Raw genomic sequence first — 12,649 nt, 5'->3', positions numbered from 1 at the left:
CGGCTCACTCCACCTTGCGAATGCGTTCGATCAGCGCGGCCGCGGCGGGCTCGCGCCCGGCCTTGGCGTAGATCGCCGCCATCGCGTCCTCGAACGGCTTGCGGTCGATATCCCTGATGATGGTGACGCCGGCTTCCAGCGCCTTGCGCTGCGACTGTTCTTCGAGGTCGCGCCATTTCTCGCGCATGAACCGGCTGGAGCGCTGCGCGGCCTCCCTGAAGATGGTCCGGTCGTCCGGCGACAGGCTCTGCCAGGCCTTCAGCGAGATCACCAGCACTTCGGGGCTCATCGTGTGCTCGGTGAGCGTATAATGCCCGGCGTGTGTGTAATGGTCCGTCGTCACGAAAGATGGCCAATTGTTCTCGGCGCCGTCGATCAGATGGTTGGCGAGCCCGGTGAGCACCTGCCCATAGGGCATCTCGACCGGCTCGGCGCCGAGCGAGCGGATCATCTGGCTCATCAACTCCGACTGCTGCACCCGGATCCGCAATCCCTTGAGATCCGCGATGGTCTTCACCGGACGGGCGCCGTTGTAGATCGACCGCGCCCCGGAATCGTAGAAGGCGAGCCCGACGAAGCCATAGGGCTCGAAGCTATCAAGGATCTCGCTGCCGATCGGCCCGTCCAGCACCTTCTGCATGTGCTCGATGGACCGGAACAGGAACGGCATGGCGAGCACGTTCATCGCCGGAACGAAGTTGCCGATCAGCGCCACGTTGGTCCGGTTGAGGTCGATCGCACCAGCCCGGGTCTGCTCGATGGTCTCCTTTTCCTCGCCGAGCTGGCGGGAGTGGAACACCTTGATCTCGTGGCGGCCGCCGCTGCGCTCGGCGATCAGCGCGCCCATGTAGCGCAGCGCCTGGACGGTCGGGTAATCCTCGGTCTGGGTATCGGCGGCGCGAAATTCGCGTGCGACGGCGCCCGTCGCACAGACGGTAAGCAGAAGCGCGACGACGATCACTCCGGTCCGCGAGAGTTCGGCACGGCTCAACACTGGCACACTCAACCCCTCAGTGGTGGAGTCTATGGCGGGGGCAAAAGGTTCAATGCAATCTAGCAGATGGTCGGGGGAAGGCCATCCCGCTCGGCGCGGCGTGTAATTGTGCGGCGCGGCCGGCGCTCATTCCCGGTTGAAACCGGATATGCCGCGCCGTAAGCAGGGCAGCCGCCTTTGTCGCGCGGCATGGGAAGAGCCATCGTGACTTCAGCATCGCGCCTTTTGCAGCTCGTCGCCGCATTGGCGGCTCTCTCATTGGCCGCGCCCGTGCGCGCCGCCACCGACATCGCGTGGTGGCACGCCATGTCCGGCGAGCTTGGGCGGCAATTGGAAAAGCTCGCCTCGGACTTCAACGCCTCGCAGTCCGATTACCGCATCGTGCCCGCTTACAAGGGCAACTACACCGAGACGGTGACCGCCGCGATCTTCGCCTTCCGCTCGCGCAGCCAGCCCGCGATCGTCCAGGTCAACGAGGTCGCCACCGCCACCATGACCGCGGCCAAGGGTGCGATCTATCCGGTGTTCAGCCTGATGCGGGACCAGGGCGAGCCGTTCTCGCTCAATGACTACCTGCCCGCCATCTCCGGCTACTACACCGATGCGGCCGGCAATTTGTTGTCGTTCCCGTTCAACTCCTCGACGCCGATCCTCTATTACAACAAGACCATGTTCCGCGACGCCGGCCTCGATCCGGAGACGCCGCCGAAGACTTGGCCGGAGCTTGGCGCCGCCGCAAAGCGCCTGCGCGACCGTGGCGCTGCGTGCGGCTTCACCACGTCATGGCCGTCCTGGATCCATGTCGAGAATTTCTCCGCCTTCCATAATTTGCCGCTGGCGACGCGCGGGAACGGCTTTGCCGGGCTCGATGCCGAGCTGACCATCAACAATCCGGTCGTGGTCAAACACATCGCCCAACTCGCCGAATGGCAAAAGACGAAACTGTTCGACTATGGCGGCCGCGGCCAAGCGGCCGAGCCGCGCTTCCAGAGCGGCGAATGCGGCATCTTCATCGGCTCCTCGGCGACGCGCGCCGACATCAAGGCGAATTCGAAATTCGAGATCGGCTACGGCATGATGCCGTATTGGCCCGACGTGAAGGGCGCGCCGCAGAACTCGATCATCGGCGGCGCCACCCTGTGGGTGCTGCGCGACCGGCCGCGCGAGGAATACAAGGGCGTGGCGCGCTTCTTCGCCTATCTGTCGCAGCCCGGCGTGCAGGCCGCCTGGCATCAGAACACCGGATACTTGCCGATCACCCGCGCCGCTTCCGAGCTGACGCGCGCGCAGGGCTTTTACGAGCGCAATCCGGGCTCGGCGATCTCGTTCGAGGAGATCACGCTCAATCCGCCGACGGAGAATTCAAAGGGCATCCGGCTCGGCTCCTTCGTCCTGATCCGCGGCGCGATCGAGGACGAGCTGGAGCAGGCCTTTTCCGGCCAGAAGAGCGCGCAATCCGCCCTGGATTCCGCCGTCGAGCGCGGCAACAAGCTCTTGCGCCAGTTCGAGCGCGCGAGTCCAGAGCGGTAGAGGACGGAAGCGAAGCTTGACGTTAGCGTGCAAGCTCTCTCCGCAGCGTCATGGCCGGGCCTGTCCCGGCCATCCACGCCTTGCCACACGCTACGAAGAACGTGGATGCCCGGGACAAGCCCGGGCATGACGAGCTCAAACGGACCAAGCAGGTGATGTCGCTGAAATTGTCTCAACTCACCGACGCCGAAAGCTTCCGCGCCTTTCGCTCTGCGCCTGCGCAATGGCTGCCGATCGCGCTCGACATTGCGCACAGCCACGATCTCGATGTCAGCGCGCCGCATGTGTTCGCGACCGGCACCAACCTCGTCGTCGGCCTCGGCGAGGGGCCGATCCTCAAAATCTTCCCGCCGATGCTGCACGCGCAATTCGTCTCCGAGCGCGGCTCGCTGATGCAGCTCAAAGGCCATCTCGATCTGCCGATCCCCGAGATCGTCGCCGAAGGAACCCGAGACGGCTGGCCCTATCTCGTCATCACGCGGCTATCAGGCACGCTCGGTTCGGAGGTGTGGCCGCACCTGGCGGAAGCGCAGAAGGAACGCCTGCTGCGCCAGATCGGCGAGACCATCGTCAGCGTCCAGCGCGCCCCGCTCGGGCCGCTCGCGCGAATCGAGCCGCGCTGGGACGACTTTATGCGTGCCCAGATGCAGGGCTGCAGGGCCCGGCACACCCGTCTCGGCCTTGCGCCGAAATTTCTTGCCGGCCTCGATGATCTCCTGCGCGATGCGGAAGAGCTGATTCCGATGGATGCGCCGCCGGTCTTTCTGGTCGGCGAATACATTCCGGAGAACTTCCTGCTCGCCTGCGATGACGGTCAGTGGTCGCTCAACGGCCTGTTCGACTTCGGCGACGTGCTGGCGGGATGGCGCGATTACGACCTGCTCGGCCCCGGCGCGTTCATGGCGGCGGGCCGGCCGGGAAGGGTGAAGAGCCTGCTCGAAGGCTTTGGCTATGCGAAGCTCGACTACACGCTCAAGCGCCGGTTGATGGCCCTGATGCTGCTGCATCGCGCCAGCGACCTCAACAGCCACATCTGCATCGATGGCTGGCAGGAGCAGGCGGATGATCTGGTCGAGCTGCAGGAGCTGATCTGGGCGGGCTGAGCGCCGGCGAGCGCCGGCCGCGCCTCTTTCCGTCATTCCCGAGCGCCGCGGAGCGGCGAGCCCGGAATCCATGATCCTGCGCGTGCTGCCGCCCGATGGATTCCGGGCTCGATGCTGCGCATCGCCCTGGAATGACAGCCGTGCTTATTGGGCGGGCGCCAATCAAATTAAGCTCATTGAATAGGCAAATCTGTATCTTTGTATGCAATTTCGGGAGGTCGAGACGAAGGCCGCGACGCGCCTAAATCGACATTTCCTAAGCGATATCAGTTCATTAAATTGATCGTAACTCCTCGTTAAGCTCTGGCACGAACCTTGCGAATCCGGTTCCAACCAAAAACGTTGTGTTGGAGCGATTTCATGAAGCGCCGCGATTTCCTCAAGTCCGTTTCCGGATTGGCCGCCGGAGCGGCGCTTCCGGCGATGCCACAGGTGATTTCCTCTGCCTATGCCGACGCCCGCTCGGAGACGCTGCTGATCGTCTCGGAAGGCGGTCCCAACAATCTCGACATCCACGGCGTCGGCACCAATGTGCCCGGCTACGAGGTGTCCTGGAATTGCTATGACCGCCTGATCAGCCACGAGATGAAGACCGGCCCAGGCGGCGTGCCCTATTACGACCGCGACAAGTTCAAGGGCGAGCTCGCCGAGGATTTCAAGATCGACGACATGTCGGTCACCTTCAAGCTGAAGAAGAACGCCAAGTTCCACGACGGCGCGCCCGTTACCGCCAAGGACGTGAAATGGTCGCTCGATCGTGCCGTCAGCGTCGGCGGCTTCCCGACCTTCCAGATGAGCGCGGGCTCGCTGACCAAGCCGGAGCAGTTCGTCGTCATCGACGACTACACCGTGCGCGTCGACTTCCTGAAAAAGGACAAGCTGACGATTCCCGATCTCGCCGTGATCGTGCCCTGCATCGTCAACTCCGAGCTCGTGAAGAAGAATGCCAGCGAGAAGGACCCCTGGGGTCTCGAGTTCACAAAACAGCAGACCGCGGGCTCCGGCGCCTACAAGGTGACGAAATGGACCGCGGGCACCGAAGTCATCATGGAGCGCAACGAGGATTGGGTCGGCGGCCCCTTGCCGAAGATCAAGCGCGTGATCTGGCGCATGGTGCCGCAGGCCGGCAACCGCCGCGCGCTGCTGGAGCGAGGTGACGCCGACATCTCCTACGAGCTGCCGAACAAGGACTTTCAGGAGATGAAGGCCAACGGCAAGCTCAACGTGGTGTCGCTGCCGTTCTCCAACGGCATCCAATATATCGGCATGAACGTCACCAAGCCGCCCTTCGACAATCCGAAGGTGCGTCAGGCGGTCGCCTACGCGCTGCCCTATCAGAAGATCATGGACGCCGTGATGTTCGGCCTCGCCAACCCGATGTTCGGCGCGGCCAAGGACAAGGCGACCGAAGTCGCCTGGCCGCAGCCGCACAAATACAACACCGACATGGAGAAGGCGAAGGCGCTTCTCATCGAGGCCGGCTACGCCAGCGGCTTCGAGACCACGATCTCGTTCGACCTGAATTTTGCCGGCGTCAACGAGCCGCTCTGCGTGCTGGTGCAGGAGAGCCTGGCTCAGATCGGCATCAAGACCACCATCAACAAGGTGCCCGGCGCCAACTGGCGCACCGAATTGAACAAGAAGGAGATGCCGCTCTTCACCAATGTGTTCTCGGGCTGGCTCGATTACCCCGAATACTTCTTCTACTGGTGCTATCACGGCAACAATTCCGTCTTCAACACCATGAGCTACAAGTCGGCGGAGATGGACAAGCTGATCGACGGCGCGCGCACCGCTGCTGCGGCCGGCGATACCGCGACCTACGACAAGGACGTGAAGGGCTTCGTCGATCTCGCCTACACCGATATCCCGCGCATCCCGCTGTACCAGCCCTTCGTCAACGTCGCGATGCAGAAGAACATCAGCGGCTATCAGTACTGGTTCCACCGCAGGCTGGACTATCGCGCGATGGCGAAGGGGTGAGGCATGATTGGCGCGAGCGACATGTCCGCGTCCTTCTGTGTCTCTTGGTCTAGTGAGGTGAGCGCCACTCTCTCATTCCCTCCCCCCTTGTGGGGGAGGGGCAGGGAGGGGGGTAGCCCACGAACTCCGACCTCTCCCGGAGCCACCCCCCTCCCTAGCCCTCCCCCGGTGAGCGTGGCGCGATCTCATTTCCAAACCGAGCACATCAGGAGCGCCCCATGCTGACCATGATCGGCAAGCGGTTGATGTTCGCGATTCCCTCGCTGATCGGGGTCGTCATCGTCACCTTCCTGCTGACGCGGGCGCTGCCCGGTGATCCCGCCGCCTACTTCGCCGGCCCGGCCGCGACCAAGGAAGCCGTCGAGCAGATTCGCAAGAAACTCGGCCTCGACAAGCCGCTGATCGAGCAGTTCTTCCGCTACACCAACGATCTCGCCCATGGCGATTTCGGCAACTCGCTGACCACGGGCCAGCCGGTGGCAGCCGAAATCCGCAACCGCCTGCCGGCCTCGGCCGAACTGACACTGCTCGGCCTCATCGTGTCCGTCGTGATCGCGATTCCGCTCGGCGTGCTGGCTGCAACGCGGCCGGGATCATGGCTCGACCATCTATGTCGCGTGACGACGACAGCCGGTGTCTCGCTGCCGGTGTTCTTCACCGGCCTCGTGCTGGTCTATGTCTTCTATTTCCGGCTCGGCTGGTCGCCGGCCCCGCTCGGCCGGCTCGACGTGTTCACCAGCGCCCCGCCGACCGTCACGGGCTTCTATCTGATCGACACGTTGATCGCGCGCGATCTCGAAGCGTTCCGCTCGGCGCTGAGCCAGCTGATCCTGCCAGCGACGACGCTCGCGATCTTCTCGCTGGCGCCGATCGCGCGCATGACGCGCGCCTCGATGCTGGCGGTGCTCGCGTCCGAATTCGTCCGCACCGCGCGCGCCAGCGGCCTGTCCCCGACGACCGTCATCGTCACCTACGCCTTCCGCAACGCGATGCTGCCCGTGATCACCACGCTCAGCATGGTGTTCTCGTTCCTGCTCGGCGCCAACGTGCTGGTGGAAAAAGTGTTCGCCTGGCCGGGCATCGGCTCCTACGCCGTGGAAGCGCTGATCTCGTCGGACTTCGCGCCGGTGCAAGGTTTTGTGCTGACCATGGCGGTCATGTACGTGCTGCTCAATCTCGTGATCGACATTTTGTACGGCGTGATCGATCCGCGCGTCAGGCTTGAAGGCTAGGGGGACACAATGAGCTCCGTTGCGCCTGCTGTTGAACCCGTCGGTCCCGCACGCACCTCGGGACTGACTGCGATCCTCGAACAGACCCGCTACGTGCTGGGCGAGAACAAAGTCACCGGCTTTGCCTTCGCGTTGCTGATCCTGATCCTCGCCGCCGCGATCGTCGGCCCCTATGTGGTGCCGTACGATCCGCTCGCCTCCGACACCGCCGCGGCGCTGAAGCCGCCGTCGGCCGCGCACTGGTTCGGCACCGACCAGCTCGGCCGCGACATCTTCAGCCGCGTCGTCGTGGCAACAAGGCTCGATACGTTCATCGCGGTCGCCTCCGTCGTGCTGGTGTTCCTGATGGGCGGCCTTGCCGGCATCGCCGCCGGCTATTTTGGCGGCTGGACTGATCGCATCGTCGGCCGCATCGCCGACACCATCATGGCCTTCCCGCTGTTCGTGCTGGCCATGGGCATCGTCGCCGCGCTCGGCAACACCGTGCAGAACATCATCCTCGCCACAGCCATCGTGAACTTCCCGCTTTACGCCCGCGTCGCGCGCGCCGAGGCCAATGTGCGCCGCAACGCCGGCTTCGTGCAGGCCGCGCGCCTCTCCGGCAACGGCGAATTCCGCATCCTGCTGGTGCACATTCTCCCTAACATCATGCCGATCATGATCGTGCAGATGTCGCTGACCATGGGCTATGCCATTCTCAACGCCGCCGGCCTCTCCTTCATCGGCCTCGGCGTCCGCCCGCCCACGGCCGAATGGGGCATCATGGTCGCCGAAGGCGCCGGCTTCATGGTGTCAGGCGAATGGTGGATCGCGCTCTTCCCCGGCCTTGCCCTGATGATCGCCGTGTTCTGCTTCAACCTCCTCGGTGACGGCCTTCGCGACATCGTCGATCCCCAGCGGAGGACGTGATGGTGGTCGGGTTCGAGTGCGTGCCGCGAAGCTGGGACGAGGGCACGTCTCTCTCGCTCCCTCCCCCCTTGTGGGGGAGGGTTGGGGAGGGGGGTAGCCCAGGAAAAAGTATCCGTGGGATGGATGTCGCGGTGCTCGCATGCGGAGAGAGTCCCGGTGTGGCACCCCCCTCCCTGCCCCTCCCCCACAGGGGGGGAGGGAATGAGGAAGGGACGCCTCCCTCACACGCAAGAATCCGTGAAAAATTCTCCAATGATTACAACCCCATTCTACTGTGCATGGGGTTGTTTTCGACCTTTTTGATTGGCTGGCATCCATGACCGCCCAGCCGCTGCTCGACGTCCAGGACCTCACCGTCGAATTCACCACCCGCCGCGGCATCGTCAAAGCCGTGCAGCACGTCAACATCTCCGTTGCCAAGGGCGAGACGCTGGCGATCGTCGGCGAGTCCGGCTCCGGCAAGTCGGTGACGTCCTACGCGGTGATGCGCATCCTCGACCGCGCGGGGCGGATCGCCGAGGGCTCGGTGATGTTCTCCGGCATCGACGTCAAGGCCGCGACCGAGGACCAGATGCGCGATTTGCGCGGCCGCGAAGTCTCGATGATCTTTCAGAATCCGCGGGCAGCACTGAATCCGATCCGGAAAGTCGGCGACCAGATCGAGGATGTGCTGCGCACCCATGTGCAGCAGGCCCAGGTCGCCGATCACGGCGAGAAGGCGATCGAGGCGCTGGAGCAGGTCAAGATCGCCCGCCCGCGCGAGCGCTATCATGCCTATCCGTTCGAGCTCTCGGGCGGCATGTGCCAGCGCGTCGTCATCGCGCTCGCGCTCGCCTGCAATCCGCAGCTGCTGATCGCGGACGAGCCGACCACCGGCCTTGATGTGACCACGCAGAAGGCGGTGATGGACCTGATCGTAGAGCTGACCAAGCGCCGCGCGATGTCGACCATCCTGATCACGCACGATCTCGGTTTGGCCGCCGCCTATTGCGACCGCGTCGTCGTGATGGAGAAGGGCCGCGTGGTCGAGACCGCCAAAGCCGCCGACATCTTCGCTAACCCGCAGCACCCCTACACCAAGAAGCTGATGCGCGCGACGCCGCGGCTCGGTGTGTCGTTGCGGGATCTGCTGCCGGAGGAAGACGCTGCACCGGTCATGGCCGGGCTTGACCCGGCCATCCATCACGCTTCGCAAGATTCATCTCCGTCGATGGACCCCCGGGTCAAGCCCGGGGGTGACGAGACATCAAAGCCCCTCCTCCGCGTCGAAAAGCTCGTCAAGGAATACCCGCGCCAGGGTGCCACCGCGACGCTCGGAAAGCTGTTCGGCCGCAAGCCACCGCTGGAGCCGGATGCGTTCCGCGCCGTCGACGGCATCAGCTTCTCGATCGGCCATGGCGAGAGCGTCGGCCTCGTCGGCGAGTCCGGCTGCGGCAAATCGACCACGTCAATGATGGTGATGCGCCTCCTCGACCAGACCTCCGGCCTGATCCAGTTCGACGGTGAGGACATCGGCGGCATCGCGCCGGCCTCGTTCGCCCGCCTGCCGCAGCGCAGCCGCATCCAGATGGTGTTCCAGGATCCGACCGACAGCCTCAACCCGCGCTTCACCGCCGCGCGTGCCATCGCCGACCCGATCATGCAATTGGGCGATATCAGGGGGCGCGACGCGCTCCGCGCCCGCTGCGAGGAACTGGCGACCATGGTCGGCCTGCCGCACAATCTGCTCGATCGCTTCCCGCACCAGCTCTCCGGCGGCCAGAAGGCCCGTGTCGGCATCGCCCGCGCCATCGCGCTGCATCCAAAACTCGTCATCCTGGACGAGCCGACGGCGGCGCTGGACGTCTCGGTGCAGGCCGTCGTCCTCAATCTGCTGCAGGACCTCAAGGCGCGGCTAGGTATGAGCTATCTGTTCGTCTCGCATGATTTGAACGTAGTGCGCTTGCTGTGCGATCGTGTCATTGTGATGCGGACGGGTCGAATCGTCGAAGAGGGCTCTTCCGAGCAGGTCTTGAGCGATCCGCAGGACGACTACACCAAGGAGCTGCTGACGGCGATCCCGCATCCGCCGTTGCAGGTACACCGAGATAGTTTGGGAGCGTGATGGCCGAGCCGCTGGACGATTATATCGACGCCGTATCGAAAGCGCTGGCATTGCCGATCGAGGAGGCCTGGAGGCCTGCGGTGCGCGCCAACCTCGAAGTCTCGCTGCGGCTCGCCCGCCTGGTCGACGAATTCGCGCTGCCGGACGAGACCGAGCCGGCACCGATTTTCACCGCGTGATGTTGCCATGACCAGCAAGCCAGAGATGACGGCCTCGGAAATTGCGAGTGCGGTCGCGGGCCGCAGGATGTCCGCGCTCGATGCCACTGAAGCGGCACTTTCGCGTATCAAGCAGCACGACGGTATCCTCAATTCCTTCACCGACGTCACCGCCGAGCGCGCCCGCGCGAAGGCGCGTGCCATCGACGCCGAGATTGCCGCTGGCAAGGAAGTCGGCCCGCTCGCCGGCGTGCCCTTCGCGGTGAAGAACCTGTTCGATGCCGCGGGCCTTTCGACGCGCGCCGGCTCGAAGATCAATCGCGACCTCGCGCCCGCCAAGCGTGACGCCAGCTTGATCGAGCGCATGGAAGCCGCCGGCGCCGTGCTGGTCGGCGCGCTCAACATGGGCGAATACGCCTATGACTTCACCGGCGAGAACGTCCATGACGGTCCCTCGCGCAATCCGCACGACACCACGCGGATGACCGGCGGCTCGTCCGGCGGTTCGGGCAGTGCGGTCGGCGGCGCGCTGGTGCCGATCGCGCTCGGCTCCGACACCAACGGCTCGATCCGCGTGCCGTCCTCGTTCTGCGGCATTTTTGGTTTGAAGCCGACCTATGGCCGGCTGTCGCGCGCGCGCTCGTTCCCCTTCGTCGCGAGCCTCGATCATCTCGGGCCGTTCGCGCGCTCGGCCGCCGATCTCGCGCTCGCCTATGACGCGATGCAGGGCCCCGACGCGGAGGACAGCGCCTGCACGACGCGCGGGCTGGAGCCGACGCTGCCGCTGATCGCCAATCCGGTCTCGGATCTGCGCATCGCCATCGCGGGCGGCTATTTCCAGAAGAATGTGTTTCCGGAAGCGGTCGAGGCCGTCAGTCGTGTCGCCAAGGCGCTCGGCGCAACGAAGGTGGTCGACGTTCCCGGAGCCGCGCGCGCCCGCGCGGCAGCCTATGTCATCACCACCACCGAGGGCGCTTCGCTGCATCTCGATCGCCTGCGCAAGCGGCCGAACGATTTCGATCCGGCCGTGCGCGACCGGCTGATCGCGGGCGCGATGGTGCCGGCGCCGATGGTCGACCGCGCGCAAAAATTCCGCCGCTGGTATCGCGCGCAGCTCGCCGAGATCTTCAAATCCGTCGACGTGCTGCTCGCGCCGGCGACGCCCTGCACCGCGCCAAAGCTCGGCCAGGTGAATTTCAACCTCGACGGCGTCGAGCTGCCGGTGCGCGCCAATATCGGCGTCCATACCCAGCCGATCTCCTTCATCGGCCTGCCGGTGGTGGCCGTGCCGGTGCCGCTCGAGCCGCTGCCGATCGGCGTGCAGATCATCGCTGCGCCCTGGCGCGAGGACATCGCGCTCCGCGTCGCGCACGCCCTGGAAAAGATGGGCGTCGCCGCAGCGCCCGCGCCGAGAGGAATATGAAATGGAGATCGATCTCCCCGAGGTGATCGCGGAAGTCAAAGCCGCGTTCGATCGTTATGAGCAGGCCCTCATCAGCAATGACGTGGCCGTGCTCGGCGAGCTCTTCCGCAACGATCCCCGCACGCTGCGCTACGGCATCGGCGAGAATCTCTATGGCTACGAGGCGATCAACGGCTTCCGCGCCGCGCGCTCGCCGGTCGGCCTGAACCGCCGCACCGCCAAGACGGTGATCAGCAGCTATGGCCGCGACACCGCGGTGGCCTCCACTTTGTTCTATCGCGACACAGCGCCCGGCAAGGTCGGCCGGCAGATGCAGACCTGGATTCGCTTTCCCGAGGGCTGGCGCGTCGTCGCAGCCCATGTCAGCATGATCGACGAGCCGAAAGAGACCTGACCGCATGACGCTCGACGATCTTCCGCAGGGAGCGCTGCCGGCCGAGCCGGTGGTGCCCCGCGTCGACCGCGCCTCACCATCGCTGCTGAAGGTCACGCGCGCCGAGGAGCTGCGCTTGCAGCTCGCCGACGAGATCGTGCGCGGCGCCCTGGCCCCCGGCTCGCCCCTGGACGAGACCGACATCGCGCGCCGCTTCAGCGTGTCGCGAACGCCGGTGCGCGAGGCGCTGCGTCAGCTCGTAGCCAGCGGCCTCGTCGAAGCGCGTGCCCATCGCGGCGCGGTGGTGGCGCAGCCCTCGATCGAGCGTCTCACGAGCATGTTCGAGGCGATGGCCGAGCTCGAGGCGCTGTGCGCCGGCCTTGCCGCCGAGCGCATGTCCGCGGCCGAGCGCCACGGCCTGGAGGCCATCCACGAAGAGCTGCGGGTGCTGAGCTACACCGGCAATCCCGATCGCTTTCACGAGGTCAACGAGCGCTTCCACAATGCGATCTATGCGGGATCGCAGAACGGCTATATCGCCGAGATCACGCTGGCGACGCGGGTGCGCGTGCAGCCGTTCCGCCGCGCCCAGTTCCGCAACCTCGGCCGTCTCGCCAAATCGCAAGCCGAGCACGACCGCGTCGTCGTCGCCATCATGCGCGGCGACAAGCAGGGCGCCGCGGCGGCGATGCGTGCACATATCGAGCTGGTGCGCGGGGAGTACGAGATCTACGCGGTTTCGGTGTAGGGCCGCACATGCGGTGCCGTAGGGTGGGCAAAGGCGCAAAGCGCCGTGCCCACGGTTTTCATGAAGGTCGGGATCGTGGGCACGCTTCGCTT

At 65.0% G+C, this 12,649-nt stretch carries 11 protein-coding genes; 10 read left to right on the top strand and 1 reads right to left on the bottom strand.

The window, feature by feature from the left end; all coding sequences use genetic code 11:
* Window positions 1-4 precede the first annotated feature (4 nt).
* Entirely contained in the window at window positions 5-1,000 is a 996-nt protein-coding gene (locus GA0061098_RS27970) for a TRAP transporter substrate-binding protein (RefSeq protein ID WP_091964564.1), read from the bottom strand.
* A gap of 183 nt (window positions 1,001-1,183) precedes the next feature.
* Here GA0061098_RS27970 and ugpB point away from each other — a divergent pair, with 183 nt between their 5' ends.
* From ugpB to GA0061098_RS27920, 10 genes are all read left to right on the top strand, one after another.
* Complete coding sequence (gene ugpB, locus GA0061098_RS27965) at window positions 1,184-2,524, top strand: sn-glycerol-3-phosphate ABC transporter substrate-binding protein UgpB (protein WP_091964242.1); 1,341 nt, start codon at window positions 1,184-1,186, stop codon at window positions 2,522-2,524.
* 155 nt (window positions 2,525-2,679) lie between these two features.
* Complete coding sequence (locus GA0061098_RS27960) at window positions 2,680-3,627, top strand: aminoglycoside phosphotransferase family protein (protein ID WP_091964562.1); 948 nt, start codon at window positions 2,680-2,682, stop codon at window positions 3,625-3,627.
* Window positions 3,628-3,987: 360 nt separating this feature from the next.
* Window positions 3,988-5,610 (top strand): ABC transporter substrate-binding protein, encoded by a 1,623-nt coding sequence (locus GA0061098_RS27955; protein WP_091964239.1) that lies wholly within the window; start codon window positions 3,988-3,990, stop codon window positions 5,608-5,610.
* 218 nt (window positions 5,611-5,828) lie between these two features.
* Complete coding sequence (locus GA0061098_RS27950) at window positions 5,829-6,842, top strand: ABC transporter permease (RefSeq protein ID WP_091964236.1); 1,014 nt, start codon at window positions 5,829-5,831, stop codon at window positions 6,840-6,842.
* Between the two features lie 9 nt (window positions 6,843-6,851).
* Window positions 6,852-7,751, top strand: a complete 900-nt coding sequence (locus tag GA0061098_RS27945) for an ABC transporter permease (protein WP_091964233.1) — start codon at window positions 6,852-6,854, stop codon at window positions 7,749-7,751.
* A gap of 316 nt (window positions 7,752-8,067) precedes the next feature.
* Window positions 8,068-9,855 (top strand): dipeptide ABC transporter ATP-binding protein, encoded by a 1,788-nt coding sequence (locus GA0061098_RS27940; protein ID WP_091964230.1) that lies wholly within the window; start codon window positions 8,068-8,070, stop codon window positions 9,853-9,855.
* Window positions 9,855-10,034, top strand: a complete 180-nt coding sequence (locus GA0061098_RS27935) for a DUF4089 domain-containing protein (protein ID WP_165637650.1) — start codon at window positions 9,855-9,857, stop codon at window positions 10,032-10,034. Before GA0061098_RS27940 ends, GA0061098_RS27935 begins: the two co-directional genes overlap by 1 nt.
* A gap of 7 nt (window positions 10,035-10,041) precedes the next feature.
* The gene (locus tag GA0061098_RS27930; protein ID WP_165637649.1) at window positions 10,042-11,436 is read left to right on the top strand and encodes an AtzE family amidohydrolase; all 1,395 of its coding nucleotides are present in this window, start codon (window positions 10,042-10,044) and stop codon (window positions 11,434-11,436) included.
* Between the two features lies 1 nt (window position 11,437).
* The gene (gene hpxZ / locus GA0061098_RS27925) at window positions 11,438-11,830 is read left to right on the top strand and encodes an oxalurate catabolism protein HpxZ (RefSeq protein WP_091964224.1); all 393 of its coding nucleotides are present in this window, start codon (window positions 11,438-11,440) and stop codon (window positions 11,828-11,830) included.
* Between the two features lie 4 nt (window positions 11,831-11,834).
* Window positions 11,835-12,557, top strand: coding sequence for a GntR family transcriptional regulator (locus GA0061098_RS27920; protein WP_091964221.1), 723 nt, complete (start codon window positions 11,835-11,837; stop codon window positions 12,555-12,557).
* Window positions 12,558-12,649: the final 92 nt, after the last annotated feature.

This window comes from Bradyrhizobium shewense (assembly GCF_900094605.1).
Taxonomy (GTDB): domain Bacteria; phylum Pseudomonadota; class Alphaproteobacteria; order Rhizobiales; family Xanthobacteraceae; genus Bradyrhizobium; species Bradyrhizobium shewense.
Note: the sequence above shows the minus strand (reverse complement) of the source record. Positions and strands in the feature narration are given on the sequence as shown.

Bases quoted from the DNA above. Each gene is read 5' to 3' on its own strand.
- ugpB (WP_091964242.1), top strand. From the start codon at position 1,184: ATGGGAAGAGCCATCGTGACTTCAGCATCGCGCCTTTTGCAGCTCGTC.
- GA0061098_RS27960 (WP_091964562.1), top strand. From the start codon at position 2,680: ATGTCGCTGAAATTGTCTCAACTCACCGACGCCGAAAGCTTCCGCGCC.
- GA0061098_RS27955 (WP_091964239.1), top strand. From the start codon at position 3,988: ATGAAGCGCCGCGATTTCCTCAAGTCCGTTTCCGGATTGGCCGCCGGA.
- GA0061098_RS27950 (WP_091964236.1), top strand. From the start codon at position 5,829: ATGCTGACCATGATCGGCAAGCGGTTGATGTTCGCGATTCCCTCGCTG.
- GA0061098_RS27945 (WP_091964233.1), top strand. From the start codon at position 6,852: ATGAGCTCCGTTGCGCCTGCTGTTGAACCCGTCGGTCCCGCACGCACC.
- GA0061098_RS27940 (WP_091964230.1), top strand. From the start codon at position 8,068: ATGACCGCCCAGCCGCTGCTCGACGTCCAGGACCTCACCGTCGAATTC.
- GA0061098_RS27935 (WP_165637650.1), top strand. From the start codon at position 9,855: ATGGCCGAGCCGCTGGACGATTATATCGACGCCGTATCGAAAGCGCTG.
- GA0061098_RS27930 (WP_165637649.1), top strand. From the start codon at position 10,042: ATGACCAGCAAGCCAGAGATGACGGCCTCGGAAATTGCGAGTGCGGTC.
- hpxZ (WP_091964224.1), top strand. From the start codon at position 11,438: ATGGAGATCGATCTCCCCGAGGTGATCGCGGAAGTCAAAGCCGCGTTC.
- GA0061098_RS27920 (WP_091964221.1), top strand. From the start codon at position 11,835: ATGACGCTCGACGATCTTCCGCAGGGAGCGCTGCCGGCCGAGCCGGTG.